Genomic DNA, 20,318 nt, shown 5'->3' with positions numbered 1-20,318 from the left:
TTGGCCGGAGGCAGGAACGGCCCGCGAATCAAGCCTGTCACCAGCGCCAACATCAACCCCAGGAGCACCCGGAACATCGTCCCTGCCGTCCGTGCCTGGAGCTTCGTTGCCGTCCATAACCCCAGCATAGGCAGGGGGTACGACAATCGGATCGGACTCGGAACCGGACGGCGCGGCAGCCCCAGGAGCAGGCGGAACAGAGTCCCTGCCGTCCGTCTCTGGAGCTTCGTTGCCGTCCATAAACCCAGCGTAGGAAGGGGGTACGACAACCGGATCCGACCCGAAACCGGACGGAGCGGCCCCGCAAACAGCAGCCGGAACGGAGTCCACTGCCGTCCGTGCCTGGAGCCTCTTCACCGTCCATAAAGGCAGCATAAACAGGGGGTGTGACCTTCCGGCTGGGCCCCGAAATAGCCAGGACATCAAGGCCCCGCCCGAAGCCGGCGCCAGTCCCAAGCGGTCTGCGGGACGGACCCTGGCACAATCCCGGAACGGGACCGGAATCCCGTGCTCCCTGACCAAGCCATCCTGACCCTAAGCCAAGGATTGGCAGTCGTCGGGTACAGCCCTTCAGCCAAGGCACGGCTGACAATGCTGCAGCCCGGACCCCCGCCACACCAGGGCGTGCCCGGCGAAGTGCTGAACGTGGCGGCACAACTGCTCGCGTGCGGGGCGGGCGGGGATAGGCAGGCACCGGAAGCCCGGGTCTGCATCGGCTCCGGCAGGTGGCTGCGGGCAACCAGGATGGCTGCGCTCTCCGCCGGCAGCACGTCGCCACTCGCAGTCACAATCCATGGCTGTTCGCCGGCGGCGAGGCTGGACATGTTTGCCCGGTGCTTCGGCCTGACCCGGCCACAAGGGGAACTGCTCGACCTGGCCGCCGCGGGGGCCAGGACTGCTGCCATCGCGGCAGCCCAGGCGGTCAGCCCCTATACGGTCCGGGACCAGATCAAGCAGATCTCCCAGACAGGCGCCGTCCACAGCCGCGCGTCACTGCTGGCACTGGCCATGGGCACAGCGCCCCGGCTCTCCTGAAACACATACCCAAACATCACGCACCACAGGACCAGCAAAGCTTCCGGCAAAGTGTGCAGCCCGGACTCGACCAACCATTGCCACCTCAACCGGTAACGCACAAAAGGACGAAGCGCCCTATCCGCCGGCAAACGGCGGCAGCACGTCAACGGTGTCGTCGGCGCCGACAACCGTGGACCGGTCCCGGACTGCCACCTCGTTCAACAGGAAGCTGGAGCGGGCCAGGATGCGTGGCAGCGGGGGAGTGCCTGCGGGCGGCGCACTCCGTTCCACGGCTTCGATTGCCGCCAGGAGGTCGGCAACGGACGCGCCGGCGGGCAAGGTGAAGGACTCTTCCTCCAGGCCTGCGGCAGCGCGCGCGGCAGCGAAGTATCGTACGTTCATTGCTGTCAGCCCCCGATGGCGCTCATGCTGCGATCCGGTTGGACAAAGTCCGGAGCGTCGAGTCCCACGTGGTCCATGCCGTGGGCTTTGGGTTTGATCCACATGGCATCCTGCCAGCGCCGGGCCAGGGCATCATCGTCAGCCCCGGAGCGCAGCAGGCCCAGCAGGTCGAATTCCTCGCGCGAGAACAGGCAGCTCATGATCTTGCCTTCGGCGGTGATCCGGGTCCGACGGCAATCGGAACAGAACGGCTCCGTGACGGAGGCGATAATTCCCACGGTGCCCACCACCGGTCCGGACTGATCCGCGGTCCCGGCCTCCCGGCGTCGTACTTCAAAGCGTTCCGCCGGTGCGCCGTCACGTGCGCGGCCGTCCGGGCTGAGGACAAAGTCCTTGGAGAGCAGTTCGCGGATCTCCGCCGCTGTGATCATGTTGCGCCGGGTCCAGCCGTGGTCGGCGTCCAGCGGCATCTGTTCGATGAACCGCAGCTCGTACCCTCGCTCCACCGCCCAGGCGAGGAGCGAGGGGGATGCGGCGTCGTTGATGCCGCGCATCAGCACCGCGTTGATCTTGACGGGTCCCAGACCCGCAGCCCACGCCGCGTCCACGCCCGCCAGCACCTGGTCCAGGAACGGCCGGCGGGTCAGCTGCGTAAAAGTTTCCTCATGCAAAGTATCCAGCGACACGTTGATCCGGGTCAGGCCTGCAGCCTTGAGCGGCGCAGCTTTTTTGGCCAGCCCAACACCGTTGGTGGTCATGGAAATGGGAAGGTCCGGGTGGTTGCGCCGCAGCGCCGAGATGATGTCCACGAGGTCGTGGCGCACCAGCGGTTCGCCGCCGGTCAGCCGCAGTTCGCGGACGCCAAGGTGGTCCACGCCGATCCTGACAATCCGGATGATTTCGTCCGCCGACATCACTGCCTGCTTGGCCAGCCACTCCAGCCCTTCGGCCGGCATGCAATAGGTGCAGCGAAGGTTGCACTTGTCCGTCAGGGACAGCCGCATGTCGGTGGCGCGACGGCCGTAACGGTCAGCGAGTCCCGCCGGGGCGTCTGACGGCCGGGCCGGGGGCACGCCGGGGCCCTCCTGGTCTGTCCCCTCCCGGGGCTGCGGCATGCCTAGCTGGACACTCATGATTTCAGGCTACGCCACCCCGGCAAGGACGCCATACCAGATGACGGACCTGACCGTTTCCAGTGAATCCCCGGATGCCGCCGCCGGGGGCAAATTACCGCCCTATGCTGGGTTTGTGGATATCTCCCGGAACGATCAGGCAACGCACGACGGCGGCGCTGGCGGTGGGCGGGCAGGTGGCAGTTCTTCGCCGTCGGGCCCGGGCGCGGGGCAGGAAAGCGGGCCGCATACGGCCCGGGAAAATGGCCGGGAACAGGCGCAGGAGTCCACCCAGGCGGCCGCACCCCCAACCGTCCCGGTGTCCCGTTCCCGCTACGCCGCAGCCGCCGGAGTGGTGGCCGTGGGAGCGGCAGTTGTTGTGGGGGAGACGCTCGCCGGGCTGGTGAGCCCATCCCTGTCACCCCTGACCGCTGTCGGCGGCTCGGTGATCGACGCAGTTCCGCCCGGCGTGAAGGAATGGGCGATTTCGCTGTTCGGCACAGCAGACAAAGCGGCACTCCTGGTGGGCATGGCCCTGGTCATTGCGTTGCTGGCCGCCGTTGCCGGTGTGGTGGAGGACCGCCGCCGGTACGCCGGCGTGGCGGTCGCAGGGATCTTCGGCTTCGCCGGCGTCGCTGCCGTCCTCACCCGTGCGCAGCTGACGCCCGTCGCCCTGGCCATGCCCGTGGTCACCGCGGTGGTTGCCGGTTTCCTGCTGAGCTTCCTCATCCGCAGGCTCCAGGCCTGGCTAGGGCCAAAAGAACCGGGAACTACGTCCGGCACTGTTGCCGCCAACCGCCGCCGCTTCCTGCAGGTGCTCGGTGGCGGCGCCGTGGCCACCGCCGTGGGCGGGACGCTGGCGGGGATCTGGCGGAACGCCGCGGACGGGGTCCGCGAAGCCAGGGCCCGCATCAGCCTCCCGTCACCCGCGGCCCCGGCACCGGCCATCCCCGCAGGAGCGGAGACAGGCCTGGCCGGCATGCAGCCGCTCGTTACGCCCAACGATGATTTCTACCGCATTGACACCGCACTCGCCGTACCCACCATCAACCCCGATACGTGGACGCTGAAGGTCACCGGATTGGTGGACCGCAACGTGGAGCTCAGCTTCGCGGACCTGATGGCCAAGCCCCTGACCGAACGCCACGTCACCATCGCCTGCGTGTCCAACAACGTAGGTGGCGACCTGATCGGCAACGCCCGCTGGCTGGGCTGGCCCATCCGGGAACTCCTCACCCTGGCCGGGCCGCAGGCCGGTGCTGACATGGTGCTCTCCCGCAGCGCTGATGGCTGGACCGCCGGCACACCCCTCGAAGCCCTCACCGACAACCGGGATGCCTTGCTCGCGGTGGGTATGAACGGCGAGCCGCTGCCCGTGGAACACGGCTTTCCCGTCAGGATGATCGTCCCGGGCCTCTACGGCTACGTCTCCGCGACCAAATGGGTGACGGAACTGAAGCTGACGCGCTTCGCCGATGACGAGGGCTACTGGACGCCCCGCGGCTGGTCCGAACGCGGACCCATCAAGATCTCCTCCCGGATCGATGTCCCCCGCAGCAACGCGTCCGTCGCTGCAGGCACAGTCATGGTGGGCGGGGTGGCCTGGGCCCAGCACGCCGGCATCGGCAAAGTGGAAGTACGGATCAACCGCGGGCCGTGGCAGGAAGCCGGCCTGGCCCCCGGGATCTCCGTGGACACCTGGTACCAGTGGCAGCTCGGGGTGGACCTCACGCCCGGCCAGTACGAACTCCAGGTCCGGGCCACGGATCTCAACGGCAAGGCGCAGGACGAGGCAGGCAGGCCCGTCGCGCCGGACGGAGCCACGGGTTTCCACACGGTTAGAGTTGACGTGAAATCCTGATGGCCGCAACCGAAGGCGCACCCATGACCAGCCAGCACTCCGCCGGCCATTCCCACCACGGCGCACGCTCCGTCGCCGCGCACACGGCTGCAGTGCGGCAACTGTTGACTGCACTCAGCTCCGACGGACGGACGGAAGTCCTTCCGCTGGTGCAGGCCCTGGGCCGTGCCCTGGTTGACGGGGTGATCGCCCCCGTCAGCCTGCCGCCCTTCGCCAATTCGCAGATGGACGGATACGCGGTGCGGTCGGCTGACGTGTCCGACGGCGGCGCTGAGCTCCGCATAGCCGCTCCCGTTCCAGCGGGGCAAAGTCCGCAGCCGCTGGCACCGGGAACGGCGGCACCCATCATGACCGGCGCTCCGATCCCGGCAGGTGCCGACGCCGTGGTACAGATCGAACGCGCCGTTCCGGACCGTTTCCTGGCGCCGGGTGGGAAGGGGACCGTCCAGCTGCCGGCCGTGGCGCCGGGGACCTTTGTCCGGGCCACGGGCAGCGACGTGACCGCCGGTCAGCAGGTACTGGCGGCGGGGACCTTCCTTGGCCCCGCGCAGTTGGGGCTCCTGGCAGCCCTGGGCCTCCCGGAGGCCACCGTGCACAGCAAAATCACTGTGCTCCTGGTGACCACCGGCGACGAGGTAGTGGAACCGGGCAAACCCCTGGCGCCAGGGCGGATCTACGACGCCAACGGCACCCTCCTTGAAGCCGCCATGACGCAGGCGGGCCTGCGGGTGCTGCGTGCCGGCATCGCCACGGACAACCCGGAACACTTCCGGGAACTGCTGCGCACCGAAGGCGCCGCAGCGGACCTGATCGTCACCACCGGCGGTGTCAGCAAGGGTGCCTACGAGGTGGTGCGGCAGGCCATGGCGGACGAACCCGTGGAGTTCCTGCATGTGGCCATGCAACCGGGCGGGCCCCAGGGCATCGGCACCTTCGACGGCATCCCGTTGCTGGGCTTCCCCGGAAACCCGGTCAGTGCCCTGGTGTCCTTTGAGATGTTCCTGCGCCCGGCACTCTCGGCCCTGTTCGGCTCACCGGCTGTCCGGTTGCCCCTGCGCGCCAGGCTGGGCCACAGCCTGTCCTCGCCGGCAAACAAGCACCAGGTCCGCCGCGGCAGCCTCGCCCCGGACGGCACGGTCCGGCTGGAGGGTGGCGAAAGCTCACACCTCCTGCACGCCCTGGCAGGCTCCAACGTCCTGGTGCATGTCCCGGAGGGCGTCTCCGCGCTCGGCGCAGGGGAAGAGGTGGAAGTATGGATGCTGTGAATCCTGAACCGACCCCCGCCGCCCTGACGCACCTGCGTACCGATGGCAGCGCCCAGATGGTGGATGTCTCAGCCAAGGCCGAGACCACCCGCGAGGCCACCGCCACAGCCACCGTGCAGACCACCGCCGAAGTAATGGGCCTGCTCGGCTCCGGCGGACTGCCCAAGGGCGATGCGCTCGCCGTCGCCCGGGTGGCCGGCATTATGGCCGCCAAAAAGACCCCCGAGCTCATCCCTTTGTGCCACCCCTTGCCGCTGGCGAAGGTTAGCGTTGACTTTGAACTGGAAGTAGCGGCCGTCACCGTGAACGCCACCGTTAAGACCCGCGGCGTCACCGGGGTGGAGATGGAAGCGCTCACCGCGGTGAGTGTCGCGGCCCTCAGCGTGTACGACATGATCAAGGCCGTGGACAAACACGCGGTCCTGACGGACATCAAGGTCCTCGCGAAAAGCGGCGGCAAGAGCGGAGACTGGACCCTGTGAGCATAACGCCCCATGAAGTGAACAGTACGGATACCACCAGGGTCCCTGGCGGGGATACCGCGCGCCCTGCCGTTCCGGCGGAACCGCACACCCACGGTGAGGTGCAGGGCCGCAAAGCCGGTGTGGTGATCGCCTCCACGCGGGCCGCCGCCGGAATCTACACCGACGAAACCGGCCCCGTGATCACCGACTGGCTGACCGAACACGGCTTTGAGGTGTTTCCCGCCATGGTGGTTCCCGACGGCGAGCCCGTGGGCGCAGCCATCCGCGCCCTGCTGACCCAGCACCCCGCCGTCGTGATTACCAGCGGCGGCACGGGCCTCAGCCCGGACGACCGCACCCCTGACGTCACCCTGCCCCTCCTGGACCGGGAAATCCCGGGCATTATGGAGGCCATCCGGCGCGCCGGAACGGAAAAGACCCCGCTTGCAGCGCTCAGCCGCGGGCACGCAGGTGCGTCCGGCAGCACCTTCATCGTCAACCTGCCGGGCTCGCCCAAGGGGGTCATGGACGGCCTGCACGTCCTGGATCCCGTGCTGGGTCACCTCTGCGACCAACTGGACGGCGGACATGGCCACTGAATCAACCTTCGAGGTGGTCTCCGCGGTCCTGAGCGCCGACCCCATTTCCGTGGACCACGCCATCGCGGCCGTGGAAAGCGACACCGCCGGCGCCGTGGTCAGCTTCTCCGGCGTGGTCCGCAACCACGACGGCGGCAAGCCCGTGGACCGGCTCAGCTACAGCGCGCACCCCACCGCGCACCAGGTGATGGCCGACGTCGTTGCCCGCCTTGTGGCGGAGCAGTCGGCCGCCGCTGGGGGAGCGGAAACCGGCGCGCCCGCCCAACCGGTCAGGATCTGGGCCGCGCACCGGATCGGTACGCTGGAAATCGGCGACCCCGCCCTGGTCTGCGCCGTCTCCGCCGCCCACCGCGGCCAGGCTTTCGCGGTCTGCTCGGAACTGGTGGACCGGATTAAGGACCAGGTGCCCATCTGGAAGGAACAGTTCTTCTCCGACGGCACCGTGGAATGGGTGGGCGCCGGCAGCTGACCGGCGCCACGGAGAGGCTTCCCGGACCGCCGCTCACTGCTGTTCCTGCGAGGTAACGCACACCGCCCGGTTCCAGCGCGCGCCGGGCCCACCGGTAGGGTTAACCCATGACCCAAAAACACCTCGATCCCAAGCTGGTGGCCGTGCTGGGCGCCAATGGCCGTATGGGCGCCGAAGCTGTAAAAGCCATCAACGCAGCAGCGGACATGGAGCTTGTCGCGGCACTGGGCCGCGGCGATTCCCTGGACCGGGTTGCCGCCGCCGGCGCGCAGTATGTGGTGGACCTGACGGTTCCCGAAAGCACCGAGGAGAACGTCCGCTTCGCCGTGGAGCACAACATGCACGCTGTGGTGGGCACCACGGGCTGGGATGCCCACCGGCTCTCCGCCCTGGAGGCCCTGCTGGCGGAGCATCCGGAAACCGGGGTGCTGATTGCGCCCAACTTTGCCCTGGGCTCTGTGCTTGCGTCCGCGTTCGCCGCCAAGGCTTCCCGTTACTTTGAATCGGTGGAGATCATCGAGCTGCACCACCCGGACAAGGTGGATGCCCCGTCCGGTACCGCCGTGCGCACCGCCCAGCTGATCGCGGCCGAGCGCAGTGCCGCGAAGGTGCCGGCCAGCCCCGACGCCACCACCAGCGAACTTGCCGGCGCCCGCGGCTGCGACGTCGACGGGGTCCGCGTGCACAGCGTCCGCCTCCGCGGCCTGGTGGCGCACCAGGAAGTCTTGCTGGGCGGACCCGGTGAGCAGTTCACCCTCCGGCACGACTCCTTCGACCGGGCGTCCTTTATGCCCGGCGTCCTGCTGGGTGTCCGCAGCGTTGCGGACCACCCCGGCCTGACTGTGGGCCTGGACGGCTACCTGGATCTGGGGCTGTAGGCAGTGAAGGCGTTTTTTGCGGGATTCCGAAAGAACCGCACCAAAATCTGGGTTGGCGCGGTTACGCTGCTGCTGGTGTTCTACCTTGTGGTGTCGTTCCAGCGCTCCATCCTGCTGCTGGCGGACAACAACCTGGCGGCCAAGGCGATCGGTGCCGCCTACTTGGTGCTCCCCATCATTGGCGCCTGGGCCATGATCCGTGAGCTGATGTTTGGTGCCCGCACCGAGCAGATGGCCAATGTCCTCGCCGCCGAGGGTGGCCTGCCCGTGGACGATCTGCCCCGCACGCCTGCGGGCCGGATCATCAGGTCCGCCGCTGATGCCGAATTCGAAAAATACAAAGCCGAAGCCGAGGCTGCCCCCGGTGACTGGCGTTCCTGGTTCAGGCTCAGCTGCGCCTATGACGCCGCGGGCGACCGGAAACGTGCCCGCGCCTCGATGCGTGATGCCGTCAAGCTGTTCCAGGGCAAAGTCCCCGCCTGACAGGGTGGTGTGCGCTGACCCGGTGCGGCGCACTGAGGGGTGCCACACGCTTAGCCGGTGCGGTGCGGCCGGTTGCCCGGGAGTTCGTCCCGGGAATTCCCAGGGGTGCGTTCGGGCATGGCAGCCGGCCTGGGTCAGCCGGCCTGGCTGCCCCGGCCGGCCCGGTTCGCCGCGTGGCCCAGCAGCTCCAGTGGGCCCCGCCATTTAAGGAGCGCGAACAGCACGCCCACGGCAACGGCAGCGCCCGCCTGCGCGAAGTACATGCCCTCCTCCGTCCACCCGGCAGGGAGCGGCTTGAGGTAGAGGGCGGAGACCACCCATACGTGGAGGGTATAGAGCGTCAGCGTCATGGCGCCGGCGCCGCGCAACGGCAGCAGCAGGTCAAGGTCCACCCATTCGGCCAGCCTGCCCAGCAGCAGGCAAGCACCGATCACAGCCGCGGCCACGGCGGACGTGTGCAACAGGTCCAGGGTGGTCCCTGAATGCGGTGCTGCCGATGCCAGCCACCACCAGGACCCCTCCTGGGGTATCCCCGTGAGGTTGACCTGCAGGATGCTCTTCAGCGGGTAGCCGGGCGCGTTCAGCAGGTCCTCCAGTGCTGCCCTGCCGCCCCAGTTCTCCATGGCCGTAACTCCAAGGGTTTTCGCCAGGACCGCGGTGACGGTTCCGCCCACCAGCAGCAGGACGGGAACCTGGGCCTTGCTGAGCGCCAGCCGGCCGATCACCAAGCCTACCAACAGGTACGACAACCATTGGAAGACGGGGTAGTAACCCGTGAAAAACAGGTCAGCGAGCAGCCGCGCCGGGGTCCCCAGATCCTCCCAGGAAGGGTTGTGTCCCAGTTTCAGCGGGGGAGTACCCGCCAGCAGCCAGGGCCGAAGCAGGTACGCCAGGACCGGTGAGGCGAGGAGCCAGCCTGCCGCCCAGGCGCACAAGGGCCTTAATCCCAACCCCATGAAGGGCAGGACGCACAGGAACAGCAACGCGTAATGGACCAGGATGATGGCCAGGTTCACTTCCAGCCCGCCCAAGGTGAGCCCGACGGCGGCTATCACCAGGGCGCGCAGTGCCACACCCCGCCGGGCTGCCCACAGCGGCGACCCGGCCAGGGGCTGGTGCTTTCCGGTGGACAGGGCGAGGCCCACACCGGCAAGGACAGCAAACAGGGCTGCTGCCCGGCCGGAAAAGGCCAGGCCAATCCAGGTGGGGGTCAGGTTGGCGTTCTGTTCAAACGTGGCCAGCAGGTGGGTGGCCATCATGCCCAGCAGGGCCAGGCCCCGGGCAGCGTCGATGCCGTAAAGCCGCCCTGTCGCTGGCCGGCCGGCGGGCTTTCCGGTCTTCCCGGTCGATCGGGCCTGACGGCTGGAAGTCATGACCAGATCGTCTCATACCGGGCCATGAAGGGCTGCGGCCCCGCAGCGCTGAAGCCACAAGGCCCAGGTCCCGGGCGGATTATCCAGCGGCCCATTCCATCCCGGGTGCGCACCCTTGAATTCGAATATATGTTCGAATAGACTGACCCGCATGCACACTCCACCACACCGGGTCCCTGCCCCCGAAACCGGCAGTACGGGGCTTATGAAAGCCATGAGTCCGGGCACCGTCGACTACCTTTTCCGGCAGCTCGTAGCCGGCAGGCCGGCCGAGGACGTCCAATGGGCCAACGAGGGCATCAGCCTCACGGCACAGCCGGAGGGTGCTGAGCTCGCGCGCCGGCTGGCCGAGACGGACCTTGACGCCCTCACTCCGCTGGAGCTCTTCAATTACGTCAGGGCCGCCCAGCGGCTGGCCGACTGGGCCGAAAACCTTCGGCAGGCAGCCGTTGGAAGATACTGCCACGCGCCGGAGCAACGGCCGGCCTGAGCCTCCCACGCCCGTCCGCAGAGCGGCTTCCCGGGGCAGGCGGCCACCCGCCAGCACCGCAAAGCGGCTTCGGAAGCCCCATCATGACTTATGAAGCCGGTTGTTTGACGTTCATCACGCCCGTGGCATTGTCCTAACCAGCATGGGACAGGGTAACGTTTTTTCCATGTCTGACTTTTCCGCGCACACCCCTGCCCTTGGTTCACTCCTGACTGCCATGGTTACTCCGTTCACCAAGGACGGCGCAGTGGACTACGAGCAGGCAAAGGCGCTCGCCACCAAGCTTGTGGATGACGGCTGCGACGGCCTGGTGGTCACCGGAACCACCGGCGAAACCTCCACCCTCACGGATGCGGAAAACCTCGGCATGTTCCGTGCCGTCAAGGAAGCTGTGGGGGACCGGGCCGCCATCATCGCCGGTACCGGCACCAACGACACGGCACACTCGGTCCACCTCTCCCAGGAAGCCGCAGCCCTCGGCGTCGACGGCCTGCTCCTGGTGACCCCTTACTACAACAAGCCCAGCCAGGCCGGCATCAGGGCGCACTTCGAGGCCGTCGCCAACGCCGTCGACGTTCCCGTGATGCTCTACGACATTCCCGGCCGCTCCTCCATCGCCATCGAACCGGACACCATGATCCGCCTGGCGCAGCACCACAACATCGTCGCCGTCAAGGACGCCAAGGCCGACTTCGTCGCCGCCGCACGCGTGATGGCCGAAACCGACCTCGCGTTCTACTCGGGCGACGACGGACTGACGCTGCCCTGGATGGCCCTCGGCGCGGTCGGCCTCGTCGGTGTCACCACGCACGTGGCCACCCGCCGGTTCCGCGAACTCATCAACGCCGTCAACGCCAACGACCTCGGCACCGCCCGGAAGATCAACGCCGAACTGCTGCCCGTGGTCCGCGCCACCATGACCCGGGTCCAGGGCGCCGTCGCAGCCAAACAGATTCTTAAATGGCAGGGAGTCCTGCCCAACTCGATTGTCCGTTTGCCCCTCGTGGAGCCGGACGAAGCCGAGATCGAAACCATCCGCGGGGATTTGGCGGAAGCGGGGCTGGTCTTCTCCTGAAAACGCTGACCCGCACCTTCCGCCTGGAAAGAAGTGCACTATGACCCAAGTCGCCCTCACCGGCCTCGTTACTCCTCCCCGCCTGCCCCAGGGCACGCTGCGGATCGTCCCCCTGGGCGGACTCGGGGAGATCGGCCGGAACATGGCCGTGTTCGAAATCGACGGCAAGCTGCTGATCGTGGACTGCGGTGTCCTCTTCCCTGAGGAAACCCAGCCCGGCGTGGACCTGATCCTGCCCGATTTCTCCTACATCGAGGACCGCCTCGACGACATCGTCGCCGTGGTCCTCACGCACGGCCACGAAGACCACATCGGCGCCGTTCCGTACCTGCTCCGGCTGCGCGCCGACATCCCGCTGGTGGGCTCGCAGCTCACGCTTGCCCTCATCGAGGCCAAGCTGCAGGAACACCGCATCCGGCCCTACACCCTGACCGTCGAGGAAGGGCAAGTGGAGAAGTTCGGTCCTTTCGAATGCGAATTCGTTGCCGTCAACCACTCAATCCCGGACGCCTTGGCCGTCTTCATCCGCACCGCAGGCGGCACGGTCCTGCACACGGGCGACTTCAAGATGGACCAGCTGCCCCTGGACGGCCGCATCACCGACCTCCGGCACTTTGCCAAGCTCGGCGAAGAGGGCGTTGACCTGTTTATGTCGGACTCCACCAACGCCGACGTCCCCGGCTTCACCACCGCGGAAAAGGAAATCGGCCCCACGCTGGAACGGCTGTTCGGCCAGGCCAGCAAGCGGATCATCGTCGCCTCGTTCTCCTCGCACGTGCACCGCGTCCAGCAGGTCCTTGACGCCGCGGCCAAGCACAACCGGAAGGTGGCCTTTGTGGGCCGCTCCATGGTGCGCAACATGGCCATCGCGGAGAAGCTTGGCTACCTTGACGTCCCTTCAGGCCTGATTGTGGACATCAAGAACATCGATAACCTGCCGGACAACCGCGTGGTCCTGATGTCCACCGGCTCGCAGGGCGAGCCCATGGCGGCGCTGTCCCGCATGGCCAACGGTGACCACAGGGTGGTGGTGGGTGACGGCGACACCGTCATCCTGGCCTCCAGCCTCATCCCCGGCAACGAAAACGCCGTCTTCCGGATCATCAACGGCCTGCTGAAGCTCGGCGCCGACGTGATCCACAAGGGCAATGCGAAGGTCCACGTCTCCGGCCACGCCGCCGCGGGCGAACTGCTGTACTGCTACAACATCCTCGAGCCGCTGAACGCCATGCCGGTCCACGGCGAAACCCGCCATCTGATGGCCAATGGCAAGATCGCCATCGAATCCGGCGTTCCCGAGGCCAGCGTGATCCTCGCCGACAACGGCACCGTCATCGACCTCAAGGACCACCGCGCAGACGTGGTGGGCCAGGTCGAGGTCGGTTTTGTCTACGTCGACGGTTCCAGCGTGGGTGAAGTCACGGAAGCGGACCTCAAGGATCGCCAGACCTTGGGCGACGAAGGATTCATTTCCATCATCACCGTGATCAACCGGACCACCGGCAAGGTGGTCTCCGGCCCCGAAATCCACGCCCGCGGCGTGGCCGAAGATGATTCCGTCTTCGATGAGATCATTCCCAAGATCAACGCCGCCCTGGAAGAGGCAGTGCTGAACCGCACCGACCACACCAGCCACCAGCTGCAGCAGGTGGTCCGCCGGGTGGTGGGCACGTGGGTCAACCGCAAGCTCCGCCGCAAGCCGATGATCATCCCCGTGGTGCTCGAAGCGTAGGGCGCCTTACCCCCGCCAGGAAGGCCCGGTTCTTCGGAACCGGGCCTTCCTGCGTGGAACCGCACCCTGAAGGGCCCGAAATCCGCGGAATACCGGCCCGGTTCGGGTACCGTGGCTACCATGGCCACACGTACTACTTCCGCGCCCAACGGGACCGGCAAGGGCAGCTCCGGCAACAAATCCGGCGGCTCCACGGGCCGCGGTTCCGGCGCGGCTGCCGCCCGGACCGGCCGGGCTGCCGGCTCCGCTGGTTCCCAGCGCACCCGCCAGCTGCCCGTCGTCGAGCACCACCAGCCCTGGCTGCTGCGGGTGGTGGGTGGTGCCTGGCTGGGCATCGGGCACCTGGTGGGCGGCGGGGTACGCCGGATCGGCCACGACGTCAGCGACCTCCCCGCGGAGGAACGCCGCGACGGCGCAGCCCTGTTCAACCTGGCCCTTGGCGTCTTCATCGCCACCTTCGCCTGGTGGGGCCTCACCGGCTGGTTCCCCGACGCCGTCTACGCCGTTGTCAACGGCACCTTCGGCTGGATGTCACTGCTGCTGCCGCTGATGCTCTTTGTGTGCGCGTTCCGGCTGTTCCGTAGTCCGTCCGACGGGCGCGGCAACAACCGGGTGGGCATCGGCTTCCTGATCATGACCTTCGCCGGCAGCGGCCTGGCCCACGTCATCGGCGGCCAGCCCACCGTGGCGCAGGGCTTCGACGGACTCCGGCAGGCCGGCGGCATGCTCGGCTTCCTGGCCGCGACCCCCCTGGCTGCCATCCACCCCGCCGTGCCCCTGGTGGCCTATGGCGTGGTGGCCTTCGTGTCGCTGCTCATCATCACCGCCACCCCCTTCGGCGCGATCCCGCGGCGGCTCCGCGGCGGCTACGAGCACCTGATGGGCATCGACCTGATGGAACAGGACGGGGACAGCGACACCCACGACCGCAGCTACCTGGAGCGCCCGGCACCGGCGGCACCCAAAAAGAAGAAGCGCCGCCTCTTCGGCAGGGACGACGACGGCGATACAGGTTTGGAGGGCTACGTCGGGGACGAGGCCTTCGAGCATGCAGTGATCGATGACGACGCTGAAGCACCGAAGAAGGGCCGCCCGGCCCCGGGCGTCCGCCGTCCCACCCAGGCGGAAATCGCCGTCGAGAAGATCAAGGCGGCCCAGGGCCTGGGCAGCGCCGCCGCGCCGGCCGGGAACGCCACGGAGTCCATCCCGCTGATCACGCCCGGCATGGCCGCAGCCGGCCTGGCAGCCTCCGCGGCGCCCGCCGCAGCCCCGCACGTTCCGGCCAAGCCGGTCACGCCCGCGCCGCCGCCCACCCCCATCCCGCAGCGCACCGAGCAGCTGTCCCTGGCCGGCGACGTTACCTACACCCTGCCGTCGTCGGACGTCCTGACCCCCGGGTCCATCCCCAAGGAACGCACCGAAGCCAACGACGCCATTGTTGCCTCCCTCACGGAAACCCTGACCCAGTTTAATGTCGAGGCCCAGGTCACCGGGTTCAGCCGCGGCCCAACCGTGACCCGGTACGAGATTGAACTTTCGCCGGGCACCAAGGTGGAGCGGGTTACGGCCCTGTCTAAAAACATCTCCTACGCCGTTGCCTCCAGCGATGTGCGCATCCTGAGCCCCATCCCGGGAAAGTCCGCCATCGGGATCGAAATCCCCAACACGGACCGCGAGACGGTCTCGCTCGGTGACGTGCTCCGCAGCCAGAACGCCCGCCGCACCGACCACCCCATGGTGATGGGTGTGGGCAAGGACGTTGAGGGCGGCTACGTGGTGGCCAACCTCGCCAAAATGCCCCACCTGCTGGTGGCCGGTGCCACCGGTGCCGGTAAGTCCTCATTTGTGAACTCGATGATCACCTCAATCCTCATGCGGGCCACCCCGGACGAGGTGCGGATGGTTATGGTGGACCCCAAGCGTGTGGAGCTCACCGCCTATGAAGGTGTCCCGCACCTGATCACCCCCATCATCACCAACCCCAAAAAGGCCGCCGAGGCGCTGCAGTGGGTGGTCCGGGAAATGGATGCCCGCTACGATGACTTGGCCAACTACGGTTTCAAGCACATCGACGACTTCAACAAGGCCGTCCGCGCCGGCAAAGTCCAGCCGCCCGTCGATTCCAAGCGGGTCATCCGGCCGTACCCGTACCTGCTGGTGATCGTGGATGAGCTCGCCGACCTCATGATGGTGGCCCCGCGCGATGTTGAGGATTCCATTGTCCGCATCACCCAGTTGGCCCGCGCCGCTGGCATCCACCTGGTGCTCGCCACCCAGCGGCCGTCCGTGGATGTTGTCACCGGCCTGATCAAGGCCAACGTGCCCTCCCGCATGGCCTTCGCCACGTCCTCCGTGACGGACTCCCGCGTGGTCCTTGACCAGCCCGGCGCCGAGAAGCTGATTGGCCAGGGTGACGCGCTGTTCCTGCCCATGGGCGCCTCCAAGGCCATGCGTGTCCAGGGCGCCTGGGTCACCGAATCGGAAATCCACAAGGTGGTGGAACACGTCAAGGGCCAGCTGAAGGCCGTCTACCGCGACGATGTGGCCCCCGAGGCGCAGAAGAAGCAGATCGACGACGACATCGGGGACGACCTCGAGGTCCTGCTGCAGGCCACCGAACTGGTGGTCACCACCCAGTTCGGCTCCACCTCCATGCTCCAGCGGAAACTGCGTGTGGGCTTCGCGAAGGCGGGCCGGCTGATGGACCTGCTGGAGTCCAGGGGAGTGGTGGGTCCCTCCGAGGGCTCCAAGGCCCGCGACGTCCTGGTCAAGCCTGACGATCTCGCCCCCGTCCTCGCTGCCATGAAGGGCCAGGAAGCACCGGCCACACCCGACGCCCAGACTGCGGCGCTGAGCGATAACGCCAACGCCAACGTCGCCCAGGGCGGCTACGCCGAGGACCTGGTGGCCGCGGATCTGGACCAGCGCAAGCAGAACGTGGAATATTACGACGGCTCGGATTCGGCCCCGGGAGGCTACGGAGATGACGACGAAGGCTCCGAGGACGCCTGGTCGCTGACCGGACGCTAGGCGCTGGCAGGTAGCCTAGGAGGGTGACTAGCACCGATGCAACCGCCGCCGGCTCCAGCCGTGCCGGGGTCTGGAACCTGCCCAACATCCTGACCATGATCCGCATCGCCCTGGTGCCCTTCTTTGTCTGGTTCCTGCTTGCCGACGCGCCTGGCCTGGAAAGCACCTCCGGGCCGTGGCGCTGGGCGGCAGTGGCCGTGTTCGCCGTCGCGATCTACACGGACAAGCTCGACGGCGACATCGCCAGGAGCCGGAACCTCATCACCGACTTCGGCAAAATCGCCGACCCAATCGCCGACAAGATGCTTATTGGGTCCGCGCTGGTGATGCTTTCCGTCCTTGGTGAGCTGCCCTGGTGGGTCACCGTGGTGATCCTGGTCCGTGAATGGGGGATCACGGCGCTGCGCTTTGTGGTGATCCGCTACGGCGTGATCCCAGCCTCCCGCGGCGGGAAGCTGAAAACGGTGGTCCAGACGCTGGCCATCTTCCTGTACCTGCTGCCGCTCGCCGCCATTGCCGGCTGGCTGACCTGGGTGGCGCTGGCCGTGATGCTGGCGGCCGTGGCCATCACGGTCTGGACCGGCGTCGAATACGTCGTTGAAGCACTGCGCCTCCGGACCAAAGGCAAACTGCAGGCCAAAACCGGCAACGGTCCGGCAGCACCATGAGCAGCCTGCACCTGCTGGCCGGGCAGGCGGTTGCGGCGGCGCTCGACGCCGGAACCACCGTGGCAACGGCCGAATCCCTGACCGCGGGGATGGTCTCCGCCATCCTGGCCGACACCCCCGGCGCATCAGGCATGCTGCAAGGCGGGGTGGTGGCGTACCGGAACTCGGTGAAGGAAGAGGTCCTGCACGTCTCCGGCAGCCTCCTGGCCAGCGCCGGATCCGTGGACGCGGACGTCGCCGCCGCCATGGCGGCAGGTGCCCGGACCGTCCTCGGCGCCGGCATCGGCGTGTCCACCACCGGCGTGGCAGGCCCGGAACCGCACGACGGCAAACCCGTGGGAACCGTTTACATCGGTGTCGCCACCGCGGCCGGCGCTGAAGCGTTTGGTTATTCGTTCGCCGGGAGCCGGGCGGAAATCCGCGGCCAGGCGTGCGCTGCCGCCCTCGAACGGTTGCTGGCTGTGCTGGCCGCCCAGGCGTAACACCATTCCCGGCAACCCCTTTGAGTGCTGCCTGTGGGATGCGCCACATAGTTACCGGACGTAAAGTAGCCGGGAACAAATGCCACCGGCGATTAGTTATTACATTGTGTCGCTTCCGAAGAGCGGAGGCGCCTAGGATGAAATCACCACGTTGGCCCGCATCTCCGCGGACCTGACATAAGAGGGAGCAAGGCGATACAGATGGTAAAGCAGCCCGTATCCGTAAACGGCGTTGTCCGCTGGAAGGATGTGGGCCTCGCCGATCAGGCTAAGAGCGAACAGAAGGAGCGCAAGATGGTTGTACTTCGTCACGAAATCGGTGATGTCCTGCGCGATGTCCGCCAGCGCCAGGGGCGCACGCTCCGTGAAGTTTCGCACAGCGCCCGCGTTTCCCTGGGTTACCTCAGCGAAGTGGAGCGCGGCCAGAAGGAAGCTTCCTCCGAGCTCCTCTCCTCGATCTGCTCGGCCCTGGACGTTCCGCTGTCCACCATGCTCCGCGAGGTCAGCGACCGGGTGGCAGTCGCCGAAGGCGTCGCCGTGCCGGACACCGTGCCGCAGGAATTCTCCCAGCGCTACGGCCGCGACCTGGAGCGCGACCTCAGCTCGGAGCTGAACGACGAACTCTCCACCGGACTCCTGTCCGGCGCCCGCTAAGGGCATTCCAGCCGCTTTTCAGCAAACGCAGCGAAGCCCCCGACCGTCCGGTCGGGGGCTTCGCTGCGTTTTCTGGCCGGTGGCCCAAGCGGGCCCGATCCAGCAGGGCTAGGCGTCCTTGCTGCCCGGTTCCGCAGGTTCGTCCTTCGGGAAACCGTCGCGCTCATACGTTGCGTTCAACTTGGCCATGTAGCGGGCCAGTTCTTCCAGGTCGGCCACCGGCCATTCGCCCAGGCGTTCCTGGAATACCTGCCGGCGGGCGTCCTGGACCTGGTGCATCTTCTCCTCGCCCTTTGGCGTCAGCTGGATGGACTGGGCGCGCCCGTCCAATGGATCCGCTTCCTTGGACACCAGGCCGATGCTCTCCAGGAACGCAATCTGCCGGCTGACGGACGGCTTGCCCACGCCGATGTTCATGGCCAGCTCCGTCAGCCGGATGGGACCTTCGCGCCGGATGATGGTCAGCAGGCCGTAGGCGGCAGGCTCCATATCCGGGTGGACCTGGCGGGACAACTGGTTTGAAATGGCCCGGGCGCGCCGCCAGAACACGCTGATCTGGTGCTCAACGTTCCTTAGGGCGGCGTCAACCACATCAATGTCTGCGGGGCGGTCAACTGATTGGCCGCCGGGAGAGTTGCTCATGGCAACAATTCTAGGGTCCGCGGCCGTGAGAGGATTTACCGATGCGGATCAGCGACTACTGGCGACTCATGGACGACGAGTTCGGCGCGGGCTATTCCCGCGTGCTGGGCAACACCCTGGTCCTGGCCGGGGTGGGTGGCCGCACGGCCCAGCAGGCGCTGGCCGCCGGGGTGGAACCAAGGAAGGTCTGGCTGGCCATGTGCGACGTGCAGGACGTCCCTGCAGACCGGCGCCTGGGCCGCGACATCAAACCCGCCGCCGACTGATCCCGGCTGCGTTTCCGGCCGGCCCAAGCGCCCTCCGCGCCTGCCGGGGCAAGCGAAAAATCCGGAATTCCTGCTGACACGCCGGGCGCGGGTTCGAATACCTGTTCGGATAAAGTTATGCTTTTACCAGCGGGTTATCCACATAGCCGATGCCATCCGGCGGAAATGTCAGTGGGTCCCCCTAGCGTCAGAGATGACCAATAAACGGCCCTCAAGGCCACCATCGAGAAAGCATTAGAGGTGTCAACCATGGCGGCAGCCCCGGATCGTGCAAAAGCGCTGGAAGCAGCTTTGGCCCAGATTGACAAGCAGTTCGGCAAGGGTTCGGTCATGCGCCTGGGCGATGAGGTCCGTGCCCCCATCGAGGTCATCCCCACCGGCTCCATCGCACTGGATGTCGCGCTTGGAATTGGCGGTCTGCCCCGCGGCCGTGTTGTGGAGATCTACGGCCCGGAATCCTCGGGTAAAACCACCGTTGCGCTGCACGCGGTGGCCAACGCACAGCGCCAGGGCGGCATCGCAGCGTTTATCGACGCCGAGCACGCCCTTGACCCCGAATACGCCGCCAAGCTCGGCGTGGACACGGACGCCCTCCTGGTCTCCCAGCCGGACACCGGTGAGCAGGCCCTCGAAATCATGGACATGCTGATCGGCTCAGGCTCCCTGGACGTGATCGTCATCGACTCCGTAGCCGCCCTGGTGCCCCGTGCCGAAATCGAAGGCGACATGGGCGACAGCCACGTGGGCCTGCAGGCCCGTCTGATGAGCCAGGCGCTGCGTAAGATCACCGGCCGCCTGAGCCAGACCAAAACCACCGCCATCTTCATTAACCAGCTGCGTGAGAAGATCGGCGTGTTCTTCGGCTCGCCCGAGACCACCACCGGTGGTAAGGCGCTGAAGTTCTACGCTTCCATCCGCATTGACGTACGCCGGATCCAGACCCTGAAGGAAGGTGCCGACTCCGTCGGCAACCGGACCAAGGCCAAAATTGTGAAAAACAAGATGGCCCCGCCCTTCAAGATCGCCGAATTCGACATCATCTACGGCCAGGGCATCTCCCGCGAGGGTGGCATCATCGACATGGGTGTGGAGCACGGCCTCATCAAGAAGTCCGGTTCCTGGTTCACCTACGACGGCGACCAGCTGGGCCAGGGCATGGAGAACTCCCGCCGGTTCCTGCGCGACAACCCGGAGCTTGCAGCAGAGCTCGAACGGCTCATCAAGGAGAAGCTCGGTGTGGGTGTGAAGCCGGCTGAGGCCGAGTCCGCCGATTCGCCGAAGCTGAAGGCCGTCGACGGGTTTTAGCAGTTGACCGGATTCGGAGAACCGCGCAGCAGGCGGGCCCGCCGCTCCACC

The 20,318-nt window shown here is 67.0% G+C and carries 21 protein-coding genes; 17 read left to right on the top strand and 4 right to left on the bottom strand.

Translation table 11 applies throughout. From position 1 onward, the window contains the following. Positions 1-507 precede the first annotated feature (507 nt). Positions 508-1,035, top strand: coding sequence for a hypothetical protein (locus QRN07_RS08510; protein WP_285240820.1), 528 nt, complete (start codon positions 508-510; stop codon positions 1,033-1,035). 117 nt (positions 1,036-1,152) lie between these two features. On the opposite strand, the gene QRN07_RS08505 is transcribed toward QRN07_RS08510, so the two are convergent. Both QRN07_RS08505 and moaA read right to left on the bottom strand, forming a co-directional pair. Next, the gene (locus QRN07_RS08505; protein ID WP_050687673.1) at positions 1,153-1,419 is read right to left on the bottom strand and encodes a MoaD/ThiS family protein; all 267 of its coding nucleotides are present in this window, start codon (positions 1,417-1,419) and stop codon (positions 1,153-1,155) included. Between the two features lie 5 nt (positions 1,420-1,424). Further along, positions 1,425-2,552 (bottom strand): GTP 3',8-cyclase MoaA, encoded by a 1,128-nt coding sequence (gene moaA, locus QRN07_RS08500; RefSeq protein WP_285240819.1) that lies wholly within the window; start codon positions 2,550-2,552, stop codon positions 1,425-1,427. 298 nt (positions 2,553-2,850) lie between these two features. On the opposite strand from moaA, the gene QRN07_RS08495 reads away from it, so the two are divergent. The 7 genes from QRN07_RS08495 to QRN07_RS08465 all read left to right on the top strand — a co-directional run bounded on the left by QRN07_RS08495 (position 2,851) and on the right by QRN07_RS08465 (position 8,550). Further along, positions 2,851-4,392, top strand: a complete 1,542-nt coding sequence (locus tag QRN07_RS08495; protein WP_285240827.1) for a molybdopterin-dependent oxidoreductase — start codon at positions 2,851-2,853, stop codon at positions 4,390-4,392. 23 nt (positions 4,393-4,415) lie between these two features. Next, complete coding sequence (locus QRN07_RS08490; protein ID WP_285240818.1) at positions 4,416-5,657, top strand: molybdopterin molybdotransferase MoeA; 1,242 nt, start codon at positions 4,416-4,418, stop codon at positions 5,655-5,657. Next, complete coding sequence (moaC, locus tag QRN07_RS08485) at positions 5,645-6,139, top strand: cyclic pyranopterin monophosphate synthase MoaC (RefSeq protein ID WP_285240817.1); 495 nt, start codon at positions 5,645-5,647, stop codon at positions 6,137-6,139. The genes QRN07_RS08490 and moaC overlap by 13 nt, the downstream gene beginning before the upstream one ends. Positions 6,140-6,240: 101 nt before the next feature. After that, positions 6,241-6,720, top strand: a complete 480-nt coding sequence (locus tag QRN07_RS08480; RefSeq protein WP_056595872.1) for a MogA/MoaB family molybdenum cofactor biosynthesis protein — start codon at positions 6,241-6,243, stop codon at positions 6,718-6,720. Next, positions 6,710-7,189, top strand: coding sequence for a molybdenum cofactor biosynthesis protein MoaE (locus QRN07_RS08475; RefSeq protein ID WP_056595875.1), 480 nt, complete (start codon positions 6,710-6,712; stop codon positions 7,187-7,189). Before QRN07_RS08480 ends, QRN07_RS08475 begins: the two co-directional genes overlap by 11 nt. Positions 7,190-7,296: 107 nt before the next feature. Next, positions 7,297-8,067: a 4-hydroxy-tetrahydrodipicolinate reductase gene (gene dapB / locus QRN07_RS08470; protein ID WP_285240816.1), complete on the top strand. Its 771-nt coding sequence runs from the start codon at positions 7,297-7,299 to the stop codon at positions 8,065-8,067. Between the two features lie 3 nt (positions 8,068-8,070). Next, the gene (locus QRN07_RS08465) at positions 8,071-8,550 is read left to right on the top strand and encodes a hypothetical protein (RefSeq protein WP_050687684.1); all 480 of its coding nucleotides are present in this window, start codon (positions 8,071-8,073) and stop codon (positions 8,548-8,550) included. 134 nt (positions 8,551-8,684) lie between these two features. On the opposite strand, the gene QRN07_RS08460 is transcribed toward QRN07_RS08465, so the two are convergent. After that, positions 8,685-9,923 carry a heparan-alpha-glucosaminide N-acetyltransferase domain-containing protein gene (locus QRN07_RS08460; protein WP_285240815.1) on the bottom strand — a complete coding sequence of 413 codons (1,239 nt, stop codon included), beginning with the start codon at positions 9,921-9,923 and terminating at the stop codon, positions 8,685-8,687. Positions 9,924-10,074: 151 nt separating this feature from the next. Here QRN07_RS08460 and QRN07_RS08455 point away from each other — a divergent pair, with 151 nt between their 5' ends. The 7 genes from QRN07_RS08455 (at position 10,075) to QRN07_RS08425 (ending at position 18,054) form a co-directional block, all read left to right on the top strand. After that, a complete protein-coding gene (locus QRN07_RS08455) occupies positions 10,075-10,413 on the top strand; it encodes a hypothetical protein (protein WP_050687687.1) in 339 nt (112 codons plus the stop codon). Between the two features lie 166 nt (positions 10,414-10,579). Further along, the gene (gene dapA, locus QRN07_RS08450; RefSeq protein WP_050687689.1) at positions 10,580-11,488 is read left to right on the top strand and encodes a 4-hydroxy-tetrahydrodipicolinate synthase; all 909 of its coding nucleotides are present in this window, start codon (positions 10,580-10,582) and stop codon (positions 11,486-11,488) included. A 40-nt stretch (positions 11,489-11,528) separates the two neighbouring features. Then, positions 11,529-13,220 carry a ribonuclease J gene (locus tag QRN07_RS08445; protein WP_050687691.1) on the top strand — a complete coding sequence of 564 codons (1,692 nt, stop codon included), beginning with the start codon at positions 11,529-11,531 and terminating at the stop codon, positions 13,218-13,220. A gap of 120 nt (positions 13,221-13,340) precedes the next feature. Beyond that, a complete protein-coding gene (locus QRN07_RS08440; protein ID WP_050687696.1) occupies positions 13,341-16,250 on the top strand; it encodes an FtsK/SpoIIIE family DNA translocase in 2,910 nt (969 codons plus the stop codon). Positions 16,251-16,273: 23 nt separating this feature from the next. After that, positions 16,274-16,918 (top strand): CDP-diacylglycerol--glycerol-3-phosphate 3-phosphatidyltransferase, encoded by a 645-nt coding sequence (pgsA, locus tag QRN07_RS08435; protein ID WP_050687698.1) that lies wholly within the window; start codon positions 16,274-16,276, stop codon positions 16,916-16,918. Next, on the top strand, positions 16,915-17,400 hold the full coding sequence (locus QRN07_RS08430) for a CinA family protein (protein ID WP_285240814.1): 486 nt from the start codon (positions 16,915-16,917) through the stop codon (positions 17,398-17,400). Before pgsA ends, QRN07_RS08430 begins: the two co-directional genes overlap by 4 nt. Positions 17,401-17,601: 201 nt before the next feature. Then, positions 17,602-18,054, top strand: a complete 453-nt coding sequence (locus tag QRN07_RS08425; RefSeq protein WP_050687702.1) for a helix-turn-helix domain-containing protein — start codon at positions 17,602-17,604, stop codon at positions 18,052-18,054. A 108-nt stretch (positions 18,055-18,162) separates the two neighbouring features. Here the strand turns inward: QRN07_RS08425 and QRN07_RS08420 are convergent, their stop codons facing one another. Then, positions 18,163-18,696, bottom strand: a complete 534-nt coding sequence (locus QRN07_RS08420) for a MarR family winged helix-turn-helix transcriptional regulator (protein WP_050685706.1) — start codon at positions 18,694-18,696, stop codon at positions 18,163-18,165. A 41-nt stretch (positions 18,697-18,737) separates the two neighbouring features. On the opposite strand from QRN07_RS08420, the gene QRN07_RS08415 reads away from it, so the two are divergent. Both QRN07_RS08415 and recA read left to right on the top strand, forming a co-directional pair. Then, positions 18,738-18,962 (top strand): DUF3046 domain-containing protein, encoded by a 225-nt coding sequence (locus QRN07_RS08415; RefSeq protein WP_050685705.1) that lies wholly within the window; start codon positions 18,738-18,740, stop codon positions 18,960-18,962. Between the two features lie 249 nt (positions 18,963-19,211). Next, positions 19,212-20,267, top strand: coding sequence for a recombinase RecA (gene recA, locus QRN07_RS08410; protein WP_050685704.1), 1,056 nt, complete (start codon positions 19,212-19,214; stop codon positions 20,265-20,267). The last annotated feature ends 51 nt before the right edge of the window (positions 20,268-20,318 follow it).

This window comes from Pseudarthrobacter sp. MEB009 (assembly GCF_030208875.1).
GTDB lineage: Bacteria > Actinomycetota > Actinomycetes > Actinomycetales > Micrococcaceae > Arthrobacter.
Note: the sequence above shows the minus strand (reverse complement) of the source record. Positions and strands in the feature narration are given on the sequence as shown.

Excerpts from the sequence above, each read along its gene's own strand:
- QRN07_RS08430 (WP_285240814.1), top strand. The coding sequence starts at position 16,915 with ATGAGCAGCCTGCACCTGCTGGCCGGGCAGGCGGTTGCGGCGGCGCTC.
- QRN07_RS08460 (WP_285240815.1), bottom strand. The coding sequence starts at position 9,923 with ATGACTTCCAGCCGTCAGGCCCGATCGACCGGGAAGACCGGAAAGCCC.
- QRN07_RS08425 (WP_050687702.1), top strand. The coding sequence starts at position 17,602 with ATGGTAAAGCAGCCCGTATCCGTAAACGGCGTTGTCCGCTGGAAGGAT.
- dapA (WP_050687689.1), top strand. The coding sequence starts at position 10,580 with ATGTCTGACTTTTCCGCGCACACCCCTGCCCTTGGTTCACTCCTGACT.
- QRN07_RS08440 (WP_050687696.1), top strand. The coding sequence starts at position 13,341 with ATGGCCACACGTACTACTTCCGCGCCCAACGGGACCGGCAAGGGCAGC.
- moaA (WP_285240819.1), bottom strand. The coding sequence starts at position 2,552 with ATGAGTGTCCAGCTAGGCATGCCGCAGCCCCGGGAGGGGACAGACCAG.
- QRN07_RS08505 (WP_050687673.1), bottom strand. The coding sequence starts at position 1,419 with ATGAACGTACGATACTTCGCTGCCGCGCGCGCTGCCGCAGGCCTGGAG.
- QRN07_RS08475 (WP_056595875.1), top strand. The coding sequence starts at position 6,710 with ATGGCCACTGAATCAACCTTCGAGGTGGTCTCCGCGGTCCTGAGCGCC.
- recA (WP_050685704.1), top strand. The coding sequence starts at position 19,212 with ATGGCGGCAGCCCCGGATCGTGCAAAAGCGCTGGAAGCAGCTTTGGCC.
- QRN07_RS08490 (WP_285240818.1), top strand. The coding sequence starts at position 4,416 with ATGACCAGCCAGCACTCCGCCGGCCATTCCCACCACGGCGCACGCTCC.
- QRN07_RS08420 (WP_050685706.1), bottom strand. The coding sequence starts at position 18,696 with ATGAGCAACTCTCCCGGCGGCCAATCAGTTGACCGCCCCGCAGACATT.
- QRN07_RS08455 (WP_050687687.1), top strand. The coding sequence starts at position 10,075 with ATGCACACTCCACCACACCGGGTCCCTGCCCCCGAAACCGGCAGTACG.
- QRN07_RS08415 (WP_050685705.1), top strand. The coding sequence starts at position 18,738 with ATGCGGATCAGCGACTACTGGCGACTCATGGACGACGAGTTCGGCGCG.
- dapB (WP_285240816.1), top strand. The coding sequence starts at position 7,297 with ATGACCCAAAAACACCTCGATCCCAAGCTGGTGGCCGTGCTGGGCGCC.
- QRN07_RS08445 (WP_050687691.1), top strand. The coding sequence starts at position 11,529 with ATGACCCAAGTCGCCCTCACCGGCCTCGTTACTCCTCCCCGCCTGCCC.
- moaC (WP_285240817.1), top strand. The coding sequence starts at position 5,645 with ATGGATGCTGTGAATCCTGAACCGACCCCCGCCGCCCTGACGCACCTG.